17 protein-coding genes are annotated in these 17,401 nt (G+C 59.1%); 8 read left to right on the top strand and 9 right to left on the bottom strand.

Going from position 1 to position 17,401, the window contains the following annotated elements; translation table 11 throughout:
• The 4 genes from MRBLRC7O_RS09415 to MRBLRC7O_RS09400 all read left to right on the top strand — a co-directional run bounded on the left by MRBLRC7O_RS09415 (position 1) and on the right by MRBLRC7O_RS09400 (position 3,307).
• On the top strand, positions 1–1,284 hold the full coding sequence (locus MRBLRC7O_RS09415) for a cytochrome b (RefSeq protein WP_004430245.1): 1,284 nt from the start codon (positions 1–3) through the stop codon (positions 1,282–1,284).
• Between the two features lie 22 nt (positions 1,285–1,306).
• A complete protein-coding gene (locus MRBLRC7O_RS09410) occupies positions 1,307–2,194 on the top strand; it encodes a cytochrome c1 (protein WP_004430247.1) in 888 nt (295 codons plus the stop codon).
• Positions 2,195–2,279: 85 nt separating this feature from the next.
• Positions 2,280–2,672 (top strand): GFA family protein, encoded by a 393-nt coding sequence (locus MRBLRC7O_RS09405; protein WP_004430250.1) that lies wholly within the window; start codon positions 2,280–2,282, stop codon positions 2,670–2,672.
• Positions 2,673–2,764: 92 nt separating this feature from the next.
• Positions 2,765–3,307, top strand: coding sequence for an adenine phosphoribosyltransferase (locus MRBLRC7O_RS09400; RefSeq protein WP_003494623.1), 543 nt, complete (start codon positions 2,765–2,767; stop codon positions 3,305–3,307).
• A gap of 41 nt (positions 3,308–3,348) precedes the next feature.
• Here the strand turns inward: MRBLRC7O_RS09400 and MRBLRC7O_RS09395 are convergent, their stop codons facing one another.
• From MRBLRC7O_RS09395 to ychF, 4 genes are all read right to left on the bottom strand, one after another.
• Positions 3,349–3,957 carry a class I SAM-dependent methyltransferase gene (locus MRBLRC7O_RS09395; RefSeq protein ID WP_080866334.1) on the bottom strand — a complete coding sequence of 203 codons (609 nt, stop codon included), beginning with the start codon at positions 3,955–3,957 and terminating at the stop codon, positions 3,349–3,351.
• Between the two features lie 63 nt (positions 3,958–4,020).
• The gene (locus MRBLRC7O_RS09390; protein WP_004430258.1) at positions 4,021–4,488 is read right to left on the bottom strand and encodes a MaoC family dehydratase; all 468 of its coding nucleotides are present in this window, start codon (positions 4,486–4,488) and stop codon (positions 4,021–4,023) included.
• On the bottom strand, positions 4,485–4,958 hold the full coding sequence (locus tag MRBLRC7O_RS09385; RefSeq protein ID WP_004430261.1) for a MaoC family dehydratase: 474 nt from the start codon (positions 4,956–4,958) through the stop codon (positions 4,485–4,487). The genes MRBLRC7O_RS09390 and MRBLRC7O_RS09385 overlap by 4 nt, the downstream gene beginning before the upstream one ends.
• Positions 4,959–5,272: 314 nt before the next feature.
• Positions 5,273–6,376 (bottom strand): redox-regulated ATPase YchF, encoded by a 1,104-nt coding sequence (gene ychF, locus MRBLRC7O_RS09380; RefSeq protein WP_004430264.1) that lies wholly within the window; start codon positions 6,374–6,376, stop codon positions 5,273–5,275.
• A gap of 240 nt (positions 6,377–6,616) precedes the next feature.
• On the opposite strand from ychF, the gene clpS reads away from it, so the two are divergent.
• Positions 6,617–6,928, top strand: a complete 312-nt coding sequence (clpS, locus tag MRBLRC7O_RS09375; protein ID WP_026363868.1) for an ATP-dependent Clp protease adapter ClpS — start codon at positions 6,617–6,619, stop codon at positions 6,926–6,928.
• A 3-nt stretch (positions 6,929–6,931) separates the two neighbouring features.
• Here the strand turns inward: clpS and MRBLRC7O_RS09370 are convergent, their stop codons facing one another.
• The 5 genes from MRBLRC7O_RS09370 to MRBLRC7O_RS09350 all read right to left on the bottom strand — a co-directional run bounded on the left by MRBLRC7O_RS09370 (position 6,932) and on the right by MRBLRC7O_RS09350 (position 12,239).
• A complete protein-coding gene (locus MRBLRC7O_RS09370) occupies positions 6,932–7,384 on the bottom strand; it encodes a GNAT family N-acetyltransferase (protein ID WP_080866333.1) in 453 nt (150 codons plus the stop codon).
• 7 nt (positions 7,385–7,391) lie between these two features.
• Positions 7,392–8,108, bottom strand: coding sequence for an aminoacyl-tRNA hydrolase (pth, locus tag MRBLRC7O_RS09365; RefSeq protein WP_020011362.1), 717 nt, complete (start codon positions 8,106–8,108; stop codon positions 7,392–7,394).
• Positions 8,109–8,213: 105 nt separating this feature from the next.
• Positions 8,214–8,927: a substrate-binding periplasmic protein gene (locus tag MRBLRC7O_RS09360; protein ID WP_004430279.1), complete on the bottom strand. Its 714-nt coding sequence runs from the start codon at positions 8,925–8,927 to the stop codon at positions 8,214–8,216.
• Between the two features lie 17 nt (positions 8,928–8,944).
• A complete protein-coding gene (locus tag MRBLRC7O_RS09355) occupies positions 8,945–11,332 on the bottom strand; it encodes an EAL domain-containing protein (protein ID WP_080866332.1) in 2,388 nt (795 codons plus the stop codon).
• 298 nt (positions 11,333–11,630) lie between these two features.
• The gene (locus MRBLRC7O_RS09350) at positions 11,631–12,239 is read right to left on the bottom strand and encodes a 50S ribosomal protein L25/general stress protein Ctc (protein WP_004430287.1); all 609 of its coding nucleotides are present in this window, start codon (positions 12,237–12,239) and stop codon (positions 11,631–11,633) included.
• Positions 12,240–12,544: 305 nt separating this feature from the next.
• On the opposite strand from MRBLRC7O_RS09350, the gene MRBLRC7O_RS09345 reads away from it, so the two are divergent.
• The 3 genes from MRBLRC7O_RS09345 to adh all read left to right on the top strand — a co-directional run bounded on the left by MRBLRC7O_RS09345 (position 12,545) and on the right by adh (position 17,385).
• The gene (locus MRBLRC7O_RS09345) at positions 12,545–14,629 is read left to right on the top strand and encodes a putative bifunctional diguanylate cyclase/phosphodiesterase (protein ID WP_111784855.1); all 2,085 of its coding nucleotides are present in this window, start codon (positions 12,545–12,547) and stop codon (positions 14,627–14,629) included.
• A gap of 105 nt (positions 14,630–14,734) precedes the next feature.
• On the top strand, positions 14,735–15,694 hold the full coding sequence (locus MRBLRC7O_RS09340) for a helix-turn-helix domain-containing protein (RefSeq protein WP_060725261.1): 960 nt from the start codon (positions 14,735–14,737) through the stop codon (positions 15,692–15,694).
• A 173-nt stretch (positions 15,695–15,867) separates the two neighbouring features.
• On the top strand, positions 15,868–17,385 hold the full coding sequence (gene adh / locus MRBLRC7O_RS09335; protein ID WP_004430297.1) for an aldehyde dehydrogenase: 1,518 nt from the start codon (positions 15,868–15,870) through the stop codon (positions 17,383–17,385).
• Positions 17,386–17,401: the final 16 nt, after the last annotated feature.

The raw sequence follows: 17,401 nt of genomic DNA, 5'->3' as shown, positions 1-17,401 counted from the left end.
ATGAGTGGTCATTCCAGTTATCAGCCGTCCACCGGCATCGAAAGGTGGATCGATTCGCGGCTTCCCTTGCCGCGCTTGATCTATGACAGCTTCGTTGCCTATCCTGTCCCGCGTAACCTGAACTACGCCTACACCTTCGGCGCGATGCTTTCCGTGATGCTGATCGTTCAGATCCTCACCGGTGTCGTGCTGGCCATGCATTATGCGGCCGAAACGACGGTTGCCTTCAATTCCGTCGAAAAGATCATGCGTGACGTCAACCACGGCTGGCTGCTGCGTTACATGCATGCCAATGGCGCGTCGTTCTTCTTCATCGCGGTTTATCTGCACATTGCCCGCGGTCTTTATTACGGCTCTTACAAGGCGCCGCGCGAAATCCTCTGGATTCTCGGCTGTGTGATCTATCTCCTGATGATGGCGACGGGCTTCATGGGCTACGTTCTGCCCTGGGGTCAGATGTCCTTCTGGGGCGCGACCGTCATCACCGGCTTCTTCACGGCTTTCCCGCTCGTGGGTGAATGGATCCAGCAGTTCCTGCTCGGCGGCTTTGCCGTGGATAATCCGACGCTGAATCGCTTCTTCGCGCTGCATTACCTGCTGCCCTTCATGATCGCGGGTGTCGTCGTCCTGCACATCTGGGCGCTGCATGTGACCGGCCAGACCAACCCGACCGGTGTGGAAGTGAAGAGCAAGACCGACACGGTTCCCTTCACGCCCTATGCGACGCTCAAGGATGCGCTCGGCGTTTCGGTGTTCCTCATCGCTTATGCGTGGTTCATCTTCTATATGCCGAACTTCCTCGGCCACCCTGATAACTACATCATGGCGGACCCGCTGAAGACGCCGGCGCATATCGTGCCGGAATGGTATTATCTGCCGTTCTACGCCATGCTGCGCGCCATCACCTTCAACATTTGGATCATCGATTCCAAGCTCGGCGGCGTTCTCGTCATGTTCGGCGCGATCATCGTGCTGTTCTTCCTGCCCTGGCTCGATACGTCGAAGGTTCGTTCCGCCGTCTATCGTCCCTGGTACAAGATGTTCTTCTGGCTGTTCGTGGTGAATGCCATCATGCTCGGCTGGCTGGGCTCGCGCCCGGCGGAAGGCATCTACGTCATCATGTCGCAGATCGGCACGCTTTATTACTTCGGTTTCTTCCTCGTCATCATGCCGATCCTCGGTCTGGTCGAAACGCCGCGGCGTATTCCGAATTCGATTACCGAGGCCGTTCTTGCAAAGAACGCCGCCAAGACGGGTGCCGCGCCTGCGGCCACAGAAGTCTGAGCGCGAAGGAAGGATGACGACAATGAAGAAGCTTGTAACAAGCATCGCGCTTTTCGCCGCCATCGGCTGTTCCGTCACCGTCGCCTCGGCGGCGGAGGAGAGCCATGATCTCGCCACCAAGACGGAACATGCGATTGCCGGGGGCCACTTCCCGGTGATCAAGCCCGAAGAGCAGAGCTGGTCCTTTGCCGGACCCTTCGGCAAATATGACAAGGGCCAGCTGCAGCGCGGCCTGAAGGTCTATAAGGAAGTCTGCTCCGCCTGCCATTCCATGAGCCTCGTTTCCTTCCGCACGCTGGGGGATCTCGGTTATTCGGACGAGCAGGTGAAGGCTTTCGCCGCGGAATATGAAGTCCAGGACGGTCCGAACGCCGACGGCGAAATGTATAATCGCAAGGCCGTGCCATCAGATCATTTCCCTTCGCCGTTCCCGAACCATGAGGCGGCCGCTGCCGCCAATGGTGGCGCTGCGCCGCCCGACATGTCGCTGCTCGCCAAGGCGCGCGGCGTGGAGCGCGGCTTCCCGCAATTCGTCATCGACATGATCCCGATCATCGGTGGTTATCAGGAAGGCGGCCCGGACTATATCCACGCGCTGCTGACCGGATATCAGGACCCGCCGGCCGGTGTTGAAGTGTCGGAAGGCACGCATTTCAACCCGTATTTCGTCAGCGCGGCGTCGCTGAAGATGGCGCCGCCGATCAGTGCCGATCAGGTGACCTATGACGATGGCGCGCCGCAGACCGTGGACCAATATTCCAAGGATGTCTCTGCCTTCCTGATGTGGGCCGCAGAGCCGCATCTGGAACAGCGCAAGCGCACCGGTTTCATGGTCATGGTGTTCCTGTTCATCTTCACGGCGCTGATCTATCTCACCAAGAAATCGGTCTACGCCAACAAGGAACATTGATAGGTATTCAGATGCCTGCCAATCATCGGCCCCCGCGGTCTTCCGCGGGGGCCTTTTCATGTGTTCAGGGGGAGATATGGTGGACATGACTAAAATTCGCAGCGGCGGTTGCCTGTGTGGCTCCATCCGTTTTGAAGTCACGGGCGAGCCCGGCAATCCACACACCTGCTCCTGCGATATCTGCCAGCGGCATTCCGGCGCCCCCAGCCTTGCCTGGGTGGAGTTCGAGAGGGATGCGGTGACATGGACGGGAGAGGGCGGCGCGCCCTCGACTTTCCGATCCTCCGATTATTCCAGCCGGGCTTTCTGCCCGGTCTGCGGCAGCACGCTCGGCGCCATTGATGACGCACCGACCGTCGCGCTGGTCTCGGGAAGCTTCGATGACAGAGATGATGAGGCGTTGCGGCCCCTGTCGTATTCCTTCGAGGATGTCTGCCCGGCCTGGGCGCGGATCAAGGGAATGTCACCCGCGGAGTGAGCGCCGGTCCTTTTTAGTTGGTCCGCAGCCGTCAAGTTGATAGGGTAATCCGAACCTTCTGATCCACTTCCCTTGTCTTAACTGGAAATACCATGACCGTTATCGCTTCGGAGCTTTCCGCTGCCATCCGTTCCATTCCCGACTATCCGAAGCCGGGCATCATCTTCAGGGACATCACGACACTGCTCGGTAATCCACGGGCTTTCCGCCGCGCGGTGGACGAACTCGTGCAGCCCTATGCGGGAACGAAGATCGACAAGATTGCCGGCATGGAAGCACGCGGCTTCATTCTGGGCGGGGCGGTGGCGCATCAGCTGTCGGCCGGTTTCGTGCCGATCCGCAAGAAGGGCAAGCTGCCGCACACCACCGTCCGTGTCGCCTACAGCCTTGAATACGGCGTCGACGAAATGGAAATGCATGTGGACGCGGTACAGCCGGGCGAAAAGGTCATTCTGGTTGACGACCTGATTGCCACCGGCGGCACCGCTGAAGGCGCGGTCAAGCTTTTGCGGCAGATGGGTGCGGAGATCGTTTCCGCCTGCTTCGTCATTGATCTGCCTGATCTCGGAGGCCGCAAGAAGCTGGAAGACCTTGGTGTCGAGGTCCGGACGCTGGTGGAATTTTCCGGCCATTAAGGTGAAAGACTGATCAGGGCTGCTGCGGCAGCCCGCTCTTTTCATCCCGTCTTCCGTAAGGCAATCCAAGTCCAGCGGACGCCCAGAGCGCGATTTCCTGCCTGAATGGAGGCGACTTCCGCGTGCCGGATTAGCGTGAAACCGAGACGGGCGGCTTCGCCTGTCGTTTCCGCCGGTGAAACGGCAAAGGCGCGGCGACCTTCGGGGGCGGGGCCGTGGCGCAGCGACATGATCAGCGAGCCGCCCGTCGCCGTCATTTCCGCAAGGCTCTCCATCGCGGCTTGCCTTGCCTCGTAGTCGACGTGGTGCCAGACGCCGCACAGGACGACCAGATCGAAGACGCCGTGCAGACGGGCTTTCGCGAGGCCGGGTAAACTGTCGTCCAGCCACGTAATCTTATCCGATGGATGTAATTGCATGCCGGGTTCGCGAAGCTCGCTGACGGGCTCGACTGCCAGAACATCGTGACCCTGCGCCGCAAACCAGGCGGCGTCGCGGCCGGTGCCGCTGCCGATATCTGCGATCCGGCACGGTGTCGACGGCAGCAGGTCGATGACGGGCGTGTAAATCTCCCGGCAGTCCAGATTATCGAATCTGGAAATCAGCTCCGGCGTTGCCGCCTCGGCATAACCCTTGAGAATATCATCCATATTGACTTGCCCGCCGTGATGCCTGCTTTGAAGCTATCGCGGCGGGGTGATATGGGCCAGCCCCTATTCGAACTCCAGCACGCCGCTGCGGAAGGTCAGCACCGTGTCTCCAGACTGGTTCACGCCCTCATTGAAGGTCGTGTTCAACCAGATGCCGGCCCTTGATTCCAATGGGCGGGTGTCGAGCAGGGTGACGAAGTAGGTGACATCGTCTCCGGCGAAGACCGGTTTTTTCCATTTGAGTTCGCGAAAGCCGGGGGAGGGGCCGAGTTTTGGCGGCTCCAGGCCCTGTTGCTTCAACCTTTTTACCTCTTTCATCCAGTGAGAGAGAAAACATTTCATCCAGCCTGCACCGGTGTGCCAGCCGGAAGCACAAAGCCCACCGAAAACGCTGTTCTTGGCTGCTTCGGCATCGAGGTGAAAAGGCTGCGGATCGAAATCGCGGGCGAAGCGAATAATGTCTTCGGCGGAAAAATGCAGCGTATCGAGGGTGACGCGTTCGCCGATCGGGGAAAGTTCTGCCAGTTTCATGCCGTAACGCCTCCATTACCGCGCATCAGGAACATGACGGTGTTTTCCCCGTGCGACACCAGAACGCCGCGCTGGTTATAAAGCTCGTGGCGTAATTTCACGAGGCCGATGCCGGGGCGCGAAGCGGAAGGGCGCTGCTCCAGCACGATGGATTTTCCCGAAAGCGTATCACCAGCCAGAACCGGTTTCTTCCAGTCGACATAATCGATGCCGGGGCTGCCCTGCGATGTCGAATCCGAGATATAGCTGTCGGCCATCATCCGCATCAGCAGGCTGCAGGTGTGCCAGCCGGAAGCGGCGAGCCCGCCGAGAATGCTCTGGCGCCCGGCCTCTTCGGACAGGTGCATGGGTTGGGGATCGAATTCACTGGCGAAAGCAACGATCTGCTCTGCGGAAATCGATTGCGGTCCAAGGGGAAATTCCTGCCCTACGGGAAAATCCTCATAGGCATAAGTCGCGACCGGCGTCATGGCGTCCTCCCTTCGCACAGTCAAGGTCGGCGCATCTAAGATGATTTTTCCCTTTACGTAAAGGTCAAATCTAGGGTGCGATCATATTCGTGAAGAGGCGTTTGGGCGAGCGGGTGCGCCTTTCGCCTTCTCCCCGAGGGGGAGAAGGTCGCGGCAGCGGGAAGAGGGGGCAAGGGTCGTGATATCAGGAGAGCTAGCCCCTAATCCAACCCTTCGGGCCACCTTCTCCCCGGCGGGGAGAAGAAACGGTGGCGACGCGGTGCCACCCTAGACGTTAAAAGAAACGACTTGGCCTTTCCCTGCTCCGGGCCGGATCAGGTATTAAAGCGGAAGTGGATGACGTCGCCATCCTGAACCACATATTCCTTGCCTTCATCGCGGGCCTTGCCGGCTTCCTTCGCGCCGACTTCGCCCTTGAAGGCGACATAGTCGTTGTAAGCGATGGTATTGGCGCGGATGAAGCCGCGTTCGAAATCGGAGTGGATGACGCCGGCGGCCTGCGGGGCCTTGGTGCCGCGCTCGATGGTCCAGGCGCGGCATTCCTTCGGGCCAACGGTGAAATAGGTAATGAGGTCAAGCAGCTTGTAGCCAGCGCGGATCAGACGGTCGAGGCCCGCTTCTTCGAGGCCGAGGGCGGAGAGGAATTCCTTCGACTCTTCATCGGGAAGCTGTGCGACTTCGGATTCGATCGCCGCGGAGATGACGACGGATTCTGCGCCCTGGGCTTTCGCCATTTCGGCAACGGCCTTGGTGTGTTCGTTGCCGTCGACGGCGTCGCTTTCCGCGACGTTACAGACGTAGAGAACCGGGTGCGCAGTCAGGAGGTTGAGGCCCTGAAGGATGCGCAGTTCTTCGGCATCGAGCGTGGAGAGCAGGGTGCGGACCGGCTTGCCTTCGTTCAGAAGCTTCAGCGAAGCTTCCATCAGCGGCAGCTGCGCCAGCGATTCCTTGTCCTTGCCGGTGGCGCGCTTGCGGGTCTGTTCCGTGCGGCGCTCAAGGCTTTCGAGATCGGAGAGCATCAGCTCGGTCTCGATGGTTTCGGCATCGGCCACGGGGTTGATGCGGCCTTCGACGTGGGTGATGTCATCATCCTCGAAGCAGCGCAGAACGTGAACCACGGCGTCCACTTCGCGGATATTGGCGAGGAACTGGTTGCCGAGGCCTTCGCCCTTCGATGCACCGCGTACCAGGCCGGCGATGTCGACGAAGGAGATGCGGGTAGGGATGATTTCCTTCGAGCCGGCAATGTCGGCGAGGATTTTCATGCGCGCATCCGGAACCGCCACTTCGCCGGTATTCGGCTCGATGGTGCAGAAGGGATAGTTGGCGGCTTGTGCCGCTGCCGTTTTCGTCAGCGCGTTGAAGAGAGTGGACTTGCCGACATTTGGCAATCCAACGATACCGCATTTGAAGCCCATGGCTTGAAACCTGTCCGTTTGAAAGAATTCGTTGAGGAGCCTTTTGCGGAAAGGGCAGGGCAAGGTCAAGCCCGCGGGCCGATTTGGGTGGGCAAAGCCCCTTTAATGGTGAGGAATTTCGGGCAGGCTTGCCGATGGCGTGGTTGCGGCGCAATATAAGCGGGTCAAGCGATCGATCTTTCGTCATCAACGGGGTTTCCCATGAACAACCGCGATGAGCGACAGGCACGAGCGGCCATGATGAGTGACAGTCCTGTCGATCTCAAGCCAAAACCGAAAGTGAAACCAAAGCTGGAGCGGCCGAAGCTCTACAAGGTCATTCTGCTGAATGACGACTATACGCCGCGCGATTTCGTAACCGTGGTCCTGAAGGCGATCTTCCGTATGAGCGAGGAGACCGGCCACCGGGTGATGATGACGGCGCATCGCTTCGGCAGCGCGGTTGTCGTCGTCTGCGAGCGCGATATTGCCGAGACCAAGGCCAAGGAAGCCACCGATCTCGGCAAGGAAGCGGGATTTCCGCTGATGTTCACCACCGAGCCCGAGGAGTGAGCGTTAATCCTGCCTTATCTGGAAACCCGTCTTGTTCTGCACGAAGCCGCAGCTTTCGTAAAATGCATGGACCTCCGGGCGCTGCCGGCCGGTCAGCAGCATCACCTTGTAGCAATTCGCCGCAAAAGCGACCTCGACGGCATGGCGCACGACCGCCCGGCCATATCCGCGGCCGCGACGGGTTTCCAGCGTCACCACGTTTTCGATAAGGGCATAGGGACGGGCGGCGCGCGTCAGGTTCGGAACAATCTGCAGCGTGGCGGTGGCGACCGCTTCTCCGCCTTTGGTCGCAAGAAACACGGTCAGGCCCGGCTGGGCGAGCATGGTCGCGAAAGCGGTATCTGCTTCTTCTGTCGTCATTTCCGGATCGGACGGATTGAGCGCCCGGTAAAGTTCAAGCAGTCCAGCCAGATCGCCGGCTTGGGCTTCGCGCAGGACGATGGTCTCCGAAGACATTGGTGATCTAGTCCTTCTTGCCGAACATACGCTTCAACATTTCGGCCATCGGGCCGGTTTCCGGCAGTTTTTTCGGCTGGGCGCTGTTGCGTGCCTGATGGATATGGGATTGCGCGGCGGGTTTGGCTGCCTTGGCCGGCTTCTCGGCTTCCGGCTTGCTGCCCGTGGCCAGCGCCAGCTTGTTCATCAGCTGTGAATCCTCTGCTTTCACCAGCATGGCGGCATTGTCGGCAATGGCGTCCAGAAGCGGATCGAGCCAGACGCGGTCGGCCTTGGCGAAGTCCCCGAGGACGTGACCGTGCACCCGCTCCTTGTCGCCGGGATGGCCGACGCCGAGGCGCAGACGGCGGTATTCCTTGCCGCAATGGGCGTCGAGCGATTTCAGGCCGTTGTGGCCGCCATGACCGCCGCCAGTCTTGATGCGGGCGCGGCCGGCCGGCAAATCAAGTTCATCATGAATGGCGATGATGTCTGCGGGTGCAAGCTTGAAGAAGCGCATGGCTTCGCCGACGGATTCACCCGAAAGGTTCATGTAGGTCAGCGGCTTCATCAGCAGGACCTTTTCGCCGCCGATCTCGCCTTCGGAAATCTCCGCCTTGAATTTCTTCGACCAGGGCGCAAAAGAAGGCAGGCGCTGCAGCGCATCGACGGCCATGAAGCCGATATTGTGGCGGTTTCCCGCATATTGCGCGCCGGGATTGCCGAGTCCTGCGATGATCTTCATGGGGCATGTCCGCATGTTGCCAGATGATGCTGTTGTCACCACCCCGAAATCCGCCGGCTGTCAATCTTTTTATGGATTTAGGGCTTTTTATGCAGTTTGGATGGGTCAGGGGCTGACGAGATTGTAGCGGTCGAATATCCGCTGCTGCGTTCCATCGGCGATCAGCCGGTCCAGCCGGGCCTGTAATTTTGCGATGACCTCGTCGGGCACGCTTTTGTTGCAGGCAAGCCCAAGCTGTTGCCGCGTAAACGTTATCACCTCCCTGAACGTGTCGGCGGGCAGGCTTTTGAAAGTGCTTTCAGACATGGGCATCAGGTCGATGCGGCCGGCTTCCAGCTTGTGAAGCGTGATCTCGAAATCCGCACCGACATCCACCTGCGGGAAACCGAGCTTTTGCAGCAGCGCTTCAGTGTAGTCGCCACGCTGGGTTCCCACCCGATATTTCCTGGCCTCATCAAGACTGGAGGCTTCGACATTCGCCTTGCGGCGCGCCACGAGGATATTGCGGTCGATATGGATCGGGGTGACCCATTTGAACTGCTTTTCCCGCTCCGGTGTTCTCGCAGCGGCAAAGACGCAATGCATGGCCTGTGTGCTGGCCAACGCAATGGCTCGCGCCCAGGGCATGACGGCGACCTCGTAACTGGTGCCGGTATCCTCGAGCACGATCTTGAGCTGGTCGAAATAGACGCCGCGCACGCTGCCGTCGCTCGCCTGCAGATTATAGGGTGGGTAGACCTCGGTCGTCAGGAAGAGCTTGGCCGCGCTGGCCGGAGCGGCGAGAGCAAGAAAGATCAGACAAAAGCGGATCAATCCCATTGCGGCCCCCTGCCGGTTCACGCTTGCCGCGCCGCAATGCGGCTTTTCCCGGACGCGATGTCGAGGGAGGTGATCAGCCTTTCGACCGGCTGCGGGCGTGCGAAGAAATAACCCTGCCCGAAATCCGCGCCTATATCGGTCAGAAGTTCCTTCTGCTCTTCCGTCTCGACGCCCTCTGCAATGACGACACAATTCATCTTGTGCGAGATGGCCGCGATGCCTTCGACCAGCATGCGGTTTCGCTGCCTGATTTCCATCGTGTCATCACAGATCGAGCGGGTGAAGGACTGGTCGATCTTGACGATATCGACCGGGAAACGGCTGAGATAGCTGAGCGAGGAATAACCCGTGCCGAAGTCATCCAGCGCGATGCGGCAACCGAGCTGATGGATGGCATTGAGGATCGCCCGGATTTGCGGATCGTCTTTCATGATGACGGCTTCGGTGATCTCGATGACCAGTCGTCTGGGAAGAATGCCGTGGCGGTGCAGAACACCGGCGATGCGCGTCGGCAATCCCGGCTCGAACTGCAGCGGCGAAAAATTCACGGCTACATAGGTCTGTTCCATGCCCGGCAGGCGCGACAGTCTGGCGAGATTGGCGATCGACTGATCGAGAATGACATTGCCGATGCGCTGGATGGTGCCGTTTTCTTCCGCGAGGCTGACAATGGCGGCCGGAGAAAGCAGGCCCTTGTCCGGGTGGTTGAGGCGCAGCAGCGCCTCGAAACCAGCCGTCTGGCCGGTTGAAAGATCTTGAATCGGCTGGAAATAGGCCTCGAACCAGTCCTCGGAAAGCGCCTGTGCGATATCCCGCTCCAGTTCTGCATGTTCCCGGGCCCGGTCCATGATCGAGCTGTCGAAGACCTGCGAGCCGTTCTTGCCCGTCCGCTTGCGGGTATACATCGCCATGTCGGCATTCTGCAAAAGCTCTGACGCACTGGAGGCGTGCAGGGGATAGACCGCCATGCCGATGCTGGCGCTGAGACGTATGCTGTTGTTCTCGATCTCGAAGGGCGTATCCAACATGGTGCAGATACGCTCGCAGAATTGCAGGGCGCGCTCTTCCACCTTGTCGCCGGCCAGAAGAATGGCAAATTCGTCGCCGCCAAGACGCGATGCGCTGTCCAGCGGCGTCAGCAGCGGCTCGAGCTTCAGCGTGAATTGTTTGAGAACAGCGTCGCCTGCGGCATGGCCAAGATTGTCATTGATCGCCTTGAACCGGTCGAGGTCGATGAAGAGGCAGGCGAGTTCGCTGCCGTTGCGGTCCGCATCGCGGATCTGCAGATCGAGAATGGCCTCGAAGCCCTGACGGTTGAAGAGGCCGGTCAGATGGTCGGAAATGGCCTGCTGGCGATTGCGCTTTTCCGACTGGCGCAATTCGGTCACGTCGGTCATGACGCAGAGGCATGTGCTCTGATGCGCCGCATCGCCGGAATCAAGGGCCTTTTCGAGGATGAGTGCGTCCATGACGCTGCCATCCATGCAATGGAAACGCACGGTGATGCCGCTATGCGAGGTATCGGGCAAGGGGTGCGCTGTCTTGCGCTGCTGAAACAGAAGCCGGTCATCGGGGTGGATGAGATCGGCAAAATTCAGCCCGAGTATCCGGGTACGGTCGTAGCCCGTCGCCTGCACCCAATAGTCACTGACGGCGGCGATGCGGTCGTGCCTGTCGAGTGAGAACAGCATGGCGGGCGTGCGGTTGTAGATTTCCGTCTTTCGCTCATGCGCGTTCTTGATCTCCAGCTCTTCCTTTTCGAGCTGTGTCTGCATTTCGTTGAAGCTTTTCGCCAGCCGGCCGATTTCGTCCTTCGAGCGCCAGTCGACGTGATGGCGCGAACCGAGACGCCGCGTTGCCTCTATCGCGGCCGCCAGCCGCATCAGCGGGCGGATGACCATGAAGCGATTGCCGGCGACGGCGGCAAGAACGATGGCGAGGACGGCGAGGATAAAAATCGTGATGAAGGCCAGTTCGTTGCGGCTGAGAGAGGTCAGAAGGCTGATATCGTCATAATAGACCGTGAGTTGCCCGACCGTGACGGAGCCTTTCGTGGTCTTGTAGGTCACCTCACGCGTCGTCGAGGCGGCATCCTGAATGATGTCGCTGCCGGCGGTCTGGACGATATCGAGCTGGCCGGACGTATCCTTGACCTCGACCATGCGGATCACGGGGTCGGAAACGAGGGTGCCGGTAATCTGGTTTATGGTGTCGTCATCAAGGTCCCACAGGGGGCGGGCAAGCGCCTGTGCATTGGTCGACAGCAGAATTTCAAGGTGGTTACGCTGGCTGCGAATGGCTTCGTGGTAGGAAAGCGTCAGCAAAAGCGTGAAGAGCGGGGCGACCACTGTAAGAAGTGCGCCGGAAACAATCGCGATAAAGCGACTTTCGACGGAATGAGCCATGTTCGATTGCAGCTACCCTTTGCCCCAGACTTGCTGCGCCCGTTTCGTCTGTCCGGAGAGGTTTTGCGAAGGTTTTCGGCAAGAGCCTGTTTTCCCATCCCATTTCCTCAGCCCGGCCGGTGTTCCACGACAGCGCAAGGGTATCGTTTCATGGAAGTGTTAATCGACGCTGAAACGGGTTCCGTATCATGCGTGGGCGGCAAGCTTTCTGGTTTTAAAGTTCATAAAAACTAAAAGGCCCGTTCCGAAAACGGAACGGGCCTCATTCTTCAAAGCTATCGGGCCTTGCGGCCGCCGATTATTCCTCGGAAGCTTCTTCAGTCGTTTCTTCTGCGACGCCGCCAGCCGGAGCAACGATCGTTGCGATCGTGAAGTCACGGTCGGCAATAACCGGCGTGATGTTCTTCGGCAGCTTCACATTCGAAATGTGAACGTTGTCGCCGATCTTCAGACCAGCGAGATCAACAGTGATGAATTCCGGAATGTCGTTGGCCGGGCAGTGGAATTCCACCGTGTGACGAACGATGTTCAGAACGCCGCCGATCTTGATGTCCGACTTTTCTTCGTTGACGAAGTGAACCGGAACTTCAACGTTGACGAGCGTGTTGCCCGAAACGCGCAGGAAGTCGACGTGCATGGTGAAGTCGCGGACCGGATCAAGCTGGTAATCCTTCGGGAGAACCTTGATCTTCTTGCCGTCGACGTCGATGATCGCAACCGTCGTCATGAAACCGCCAGCATGGATACGCTTGGTGACTTCGTTGGTCGACAGGGCGATGGAAATGGGGGCCTGCTTGTCACCATAGATGACAGCGGGAATCAAACCGTTGCGGCGAAGTTCACGAGAGGACCCCTTACCAACTCGTTCGCGCGCCTCGGCCTTGAGCTCATACGATTCTTTGCTCATGGCAATTCCTTTCGAGGTTATATGGAGAGTTCATGCCGAACGAAGCGGCCTGAACCGGAGAGGCCAAGGGCCATCCCGCCCGCGTTGCCTCCAAGGGTGTCTACACGGGTGCGGGCGCTATAATACAAACGGAAGCCAAAGACAAGAGTGGCCCCGTTTTCACGGGCGCCGCTTTATAATTTTATTAGTATTCACTAATTCATCCGTGTGTTGCAACTTTTAATATATGCTTATCCATCCACATAAACCGGGTGAAAACTTGGCGAATGATATGGCTGCGCAGAATTCCAATTGCGTAGATGACAATGCTCAAAGTTCTCCAGTGCCTCACCATCGATCACGACTATCGATACACCGTCGCAGCGGTCTTCGTCTGCATGCTGGGTAGTTTCGTTTCGATGCGCCTTTTTTCAAAAGCACGCTTGGCAACGGGGGTGCAGAAGGTCAACTGGCTGTTTCTGGCGGGCGTCAATGGCGGGGCGGCGATATGGACCACCCATTTCGTGGCGATGCTGGGCTATGTCGCCGCGGGTGACGTGGGATACGATCCCTATCTGACCGGGCTATCGCTTCTGATCGCCATTACCACAACGACTGCCGGCTTCGGCATTTCCGCCTATGGCGGGCGCAGCGTGCTGGTGGAAGCTGGCGGCATGATCCTCGGCCTCGGCATTGCGGCGATGCATTACACCGGCATGGCTGCCTATAATGTTCAGGGCATGATTTTCTGGGATCAGGCCTATGTCATCGCCTCGCTGGTGCTAGGGGCGGTGTTCGGCGCCATTGCGGTCAATCGCATTGCCCGGCCTCTCAACCGTTTCTGCCAATATAGCGCGGTGGCGTTTCTCATCCTCGCCATTGCCTCGATGCATTATACCGGCATGGCCTCGATGTCCTTCGCGTTTGACCCGCGCATCATCATTCCGGAAAATCTGCTGCCGCCGGCCATCATGGGCGGAGGCGCCATTGCGGTGACGCTGCTGCTTCTGGCGCTCGGGCTTTCCACTTATGTCATCGACGCCCAGTCCACCCAGCAGGCGGTTGCCCGCTATCGTCATCTTTCGCTGCACGATCCGCTGACGGGCATTCCCAACCGGGCGGCATTCATCGAGCATCTCAATCGTCGCACGCGACATGTCTCGCTGGGCGCGCATACCGCGCTTCTGTCGATCGATCTCGACCGTTTCAAGGAAATCAATGACGTGCATGGCCATGCGGCGGGCGACGCCGTGCTGCGCGCCATCGCCGACCGCGCGAGTTCCGTGCTGAAAGCCGGGGAGTTCCTGGCGCGCATGGGCGGCGATGAATTCGTGGCGATGACCCATTCCTATTATACCCGCGCCGATGGCGCGGAATTCGCCCAGCGATTGATCGAGCAGATCAGCAAGCCGGTGGAATGGAACGGGCAGACATTTTCGGTTGGCGCAAGTGTCGGCATATCGGTTCGCAATACCGGCTCCATCGATGCCGATACGCTGATGGCCCAGGCGGACGTCGCCATGTACCGGGCAAAAAGTGGTACGTCGGACACCATATGCTTTTACGACAAATCCATGGACGAGGCCGCGCGTGAGCGTAACGTGCTTGCCGTCGCCATGCGCAGCGGCCTCGCCAATAACGAGTTCGAGCTTTATTACCAGCAGCAGAACGATACCAGGAGCGGCAGCATTGTTGGTTTCGAAGCGCTTTTGCGCTGGAACCATCCGGAACGCGGCATGGTCTCCCCGACCGAATTCATTCCGATCGCGGAACAGACCGGCTTTATCGTCGAACTGGGCGAATGGGTTCTGCGAGAAGCCTGCGTGCAGGCCGCTCAGTGGAAAAAATCGCTTGCCATCGCCGTAAACGTCGCGCCGCAGCAGCTTGCGGACAATGATTTCCCTGACAAGGTTGAGAAAATTCTCGCCGAGACAGGGCTTGCGCCGGAAAGGCTCGAGCTGGAAATCACCGAAGGCAGCATTATTGCCGACCATCGCCACGCGCTCCTTACCATTCGCAAACTCAAGTCGCTCGGCGTCAAGATCGCGATGGACGACTACGGCACGGGTTATTCCTCGCTTTCGACCCTGCAGAGTTTCCCCTTCGACAAGATCAAGATCGACCGCGCCTTCATTGATGGCCTGTCGACCAACGTGCAGTCGGAGGCGATCGTTCGCTCGACGCTCATTCTGGCGCACAGCCTCAATATTCCGGTGCTTGCGGAAGGGGTCGAGACGAAGGCCCATATCGAGTTCCTGCGGCGCGAAGGCTGCCTGCAGGTGCAGGGCTTCTTCTTCGGCAAGCCCGGACCGCTGACCTCCATCGCCAATCTCGTGGACGATACGTTTCTCTCGACCGAGGATGAAACGGAAGCGAGCGCCGGCCGGCGTTATTTCAAGGCGGTCCGATAGTCTGGCGCAGCCCGCGGTTGCGCCCGGCAATGGTGGTCGCGAAATTTTTTGTTGAAACGTGAACACTTCCAGCGCACCATCGCCGAAAAGCTTTGGGAGGAGCGTATGCCGACAGACATCGCCCATGCGGAACGCGTGTATGAAACTGCGCGCCACCGTTCCGCCGCCGCAAGTTCTCCGATTGTCGCCTCCTGGCGTCGCTGCATGGTCAAACATCATCTTGCACCGGAGGAAAACCGCAAACCGATCTTTCTCAGCGAGTATGAATTCCGCCGCGCCCGTGAAAGTGCGGCCGGCCTGATTGCCGAAAGCACGGATGAACTTGACCGCATTTTCCAAAGTGTCGGCAAATCCGGCTGCTGCCTGCTTTTGACCGATGCGCAGGGTGTTGCGCTGGAAAGACGCGGTGCGGCCGGCGATGACCGAGAATTCCGAGCGCTTGGTCTCTGGTCCGGCGCGGTCTGGAGCGAGGCGAGTGTGGGCACCAACGGCATCGGCACGGCGCTCGTCGATGAGCGTTCGGTGGTGGTTTATCGCGACCAGCATTTCTTCACGTCGAATACCGAACTCTGCTGCACCACGGCGCCCATTCGTGACCATACCGGCCGGGTGACGGGCGCACTCGATATTTCCACCTGCCGCGACGATATTAACGAGATGACCTTTTCCTTCGTCACCCAGGCGGTGAAGGATGCGGCGCAGCGCATCGAGGGCAATCTTTTCCGTCGCGCCTTTCCGGGCGCGCGCATCGTTGTGGTGCCGAGTGGTTTTGGCGCGGCGCTTTCTTTGCTTGCGGTTGATCAGGACGATCTTGTGCTTGGTGCAACCCGCGCCGCACGCCTTGCGCTGAAGCTCGATGATACCCTGATCGCGCAGGGCCTGCCCGCTGCGGATATTCTGCAGGAGCAGCGCCACGACAGCGGTTCCGACCTTGCGGAAGCGGAACGCTCGGCGCTTCGGCGTGTGTTGTCTCGCACCAACGGCAACGTCACGCAAGCCGCTTCGCTGCTCGGCATCAGCCGCGCCACGCTTCATCGCAAGATGAAGAAATTCGACGTGCATTAAGGTCCAAGCGGTTGCGATCCGGCCAATCATGCCGGATCGAAGCGCCTTTGTCGCAGATGTGAGACAATGTGCGCTGCGGAACAGCGCCGCCCCTCTACCGAACAGCGCCATCTAGGCTCACCTTTCTCCCATGCGGTCCGTCGCGGATCGTTTTCATCAGGGAGGATGAAATCATGAATATTCAGGTTCAGCAGAAAGCGGGCGAAGCGCCCTTCAAGCTGAAATATGGCAATTACATCGGCGGCAAATGGGTGGAGCCGAAATCCGGCCGCTACATGGATAATCTTTCGCCGGTCACGGGCCACAAGATCTGCGAAGTTCCTCGCTCGGATGCGGCCGATATCGAGTTCGCACTGGATGCTGCCCACAAGGCAAGAGAGAAATGGGGCAAGACCAGCGTAACGGAACGCTCCAACATCCTGCTCAGGATCGCCCAGCGTATCGAGGACAATCTCGATCTCATCGCGCGGGCCGAAACCTGGGATAACGGCAAGCCACTGCGCGAGACGACCAATGCGGATATTCCGCTGACGATCGACCATTTCCGTTATTTCGCGGGCTGCATCCGTGCACAGGAAGGCACGATCGGCGAAATCGACAATGACACGGTCGCCTATCACTTCCATGAACCGCTCGGTGTCGTCGGCCAGATCATTCCGTGGAACTTCCCGATCCTGATGGCCGCGTGGAAACTTGCGCCGGCGCTTGCCGCCGGCAATTGCGTGGTGCTGAAGCCGGCCGAACAGACGCCGGCCTCCATTCTTGTCGTGATGGAACTGATCGAAGATCTGTTGCCGCCCGGCGTCCTCAACATCGTCAACGGCACGGGCCTGGAAGCCGGAAAGCCGCTGGCGCAGAGCAACCGCATCGCCAAGATCGCGTTTACCGGCTCCACCTCGGTCGGTAAGGAAATCATGCGTTATGCGGCCGACAACGTCACCAACATCACGCTGGAACTGGGCGGCAAGTCGCCGAACATCTTCTTTGCCGACGTGATGAACGAGGACGATGCCTTCCTCGACAAGGCGCTCGAAGGTTTCGCTTTCTTCGCGCTTAACCAGGGTGAGGTTTGCACATGCCCCTCACGCGCGCTGGTTCATGAATCGATCTATGACCGCTTCATGGAAAAGGCGATCAAACGCGTTCAGGCCATCAGCCAGGACGATCCGCTCAATCCGTCGACCATGCTGGGCGCGCAGGCGTCGCAGGAACAGTTCGACAAGATCATGAGCTATCTGGAGATCGGCAAGAAGGAAGGCGCCAAGGTTCTGACCGGCGGTGACCGCAAGACGCTCACGGGTGATCTGAAGGACGGTTATTACATTCAGCCGACCGTCTTTGAAGGCAACAACAAGATGCGGATTTTCCAGGAGGAAATCTTCGGTCCGGTTGTTTCCGTCACCACCTTCAAGACGGTTGAGGAAGCGCTCGAAATCGCCAATGACACGGTTTACGGTCTGGGTGCAGGCGTGTGGAGCCGCGATACGAACATTGCCTACCGGGCCGGCCGGGGCATCGAGGCGGGCCGTGTGTGGACGAACTGCTATCACGTCTATCCGGCAGGTGCCGCCTTCGGTGGTTACAAGCAGTCGGGCATCGGTCGCGAGACCCACAAGATGATGCTCGATCATTATCAGCAGACCAAGAACCTGCTCGTGTCCTATAGCCCGAACAAGGTCGGCTTCTTCTGAGTTCCTCCCCGGAAGC

The organism is Agrobacterium radiobacter (assembly GCF_040801995.1).
Lineage (GTDB): Bacteria > Pseudomonadota > Alphaproteobacteria > Rhizobiales > Rhizobiaceae > Agrobacterium > Agrobacterium radiobacter.
Note: the sequence above shows the minus strand (reverse complement) of the source record. Positions and strands in the feature narration are given on the sequence as shown.

Bases quoted from the DNA above. Each gene is read 5' to 3' on its own strand.
- MRBLRC7O_RS09415 (WP_004430245.1), top strand. From the start codon at position 1: ATGAGTGGTCATTCCAGTTATCAGCCGTCCACCGGCATCGAAAGGTGG.
- MRBLRC7O_RS09410 (WP_004430247.1), top strand. From the start codon at position 1,307: ATGAAGAAGCTTGTAACAAGCATCGCGCTTTTCGCCGCCATCGGCTGT.
- MRBLRC7O_RS09405 (WP_004430250.1), top strand. From the start codon at position 2,280: ATGACTAAAATTCGCAGCGGCGGTTGCCTGTGTGGCTCCATCCGTTTT.
- MRBLRC7O_RS09400 (WP_003494623.1), top strand. From the start codon at position 2,765: ATGACCGTTATCGCTTCGGAGCTTTCCGCTGCCATCCGTTCCATTCCC.
- MRBLRC7O_RS09395 (WP_080866334.1), bottom strand. From the start codon at position 3,957: ATGGATGATATTCTCAAGGGTTATGCCGAGGCGGCAACGCCGGAGCTG.
- MRBLRC7O_RS09390 (WP_004430258.1), bottom strand. From the start codon at position 4,488: ATGAAACTGGCAGAACTTTCCCCGATCGGCGAACGCGTCACCCTCGAT.
- MRBLRC7O_RS09385 (WP_004430261.1), bottom strand. From the start codon at position 4,958: ATGACGCCGGTCGCGACTTATGCCTATGAGGATTTTCCCGTAGGGCAG.
- ychF (WP_004430264.1), bottom strand. From the start codon at position 6,376: ATGGGCTTCAAATGCGGTATCGTTGGATTGCCAAATGTCGGCAAGTCC.
- clpS (WP_026363868.1), top strand. From the start codon at position 6,617: ATGAGTGACAGTCCTGTCGATCTCAAGCCAAAACCGAAAGTGAAACCA.
- MRBLRC7O_RS09370 (WP_080866333.1), bottom strand. From the start codon at position 7,384: ATGTCTTCGGAGACCATCGTCCTGCGCGAAGCCCAAGCCGGCGATCTG.
- pth (WP_020011362.1), bottom strand. From the start codon at position 8,108: ATGAAGATCATCGCAGGACTCGGCAATCCCGGCGCGCAATATGCGGGA.
- MRBLRC7O_RS09360 (WP_004430279.1), bottom strand. From the start codon at position 8,927: ATGGGATTGATCCGCTTTTGTCTGATCTTTCTTGCTCTCGCCGCTCCG.
- MRBLRC7O_RS09355 (WP_080866332.1), bottom strand. From the start codon at position 11,332: ATGGCTCATTCCGTCGAAAGTCGCTTTATCGCGATTGTTTCCGGCGCA.
- MRBLRC7O_RS09350 (WP_004430287.1), bottom strand. From the start codon at position 12,239: ATGAGCAAAGAATCGTATGAGCTCAAGGCCGAGGCGCGCGAACGAGTT.
- MRBLRC7O_RS09345 (WP_111784855.1), top strand. From the start codon at position 12,545: ATGCTCAAAGTTCTCCAGTGCCTCACCATCGATCACGACTATCGATAC.
- MRBLRC7O_RS09340 (WP_060725261.1), top strand. From the start codon at position 14,735: ATGCCGACAGACATCGCCCATGCGGAACGCGTGTATGAAACTGCGCGC.
- adh (WP_004430297.1), top strand. From the start codon at position 15,868: ATGAATATTCAGGTTCAGCAGAAAGCGGGCGAAGCGCCCTTCAAGCTG.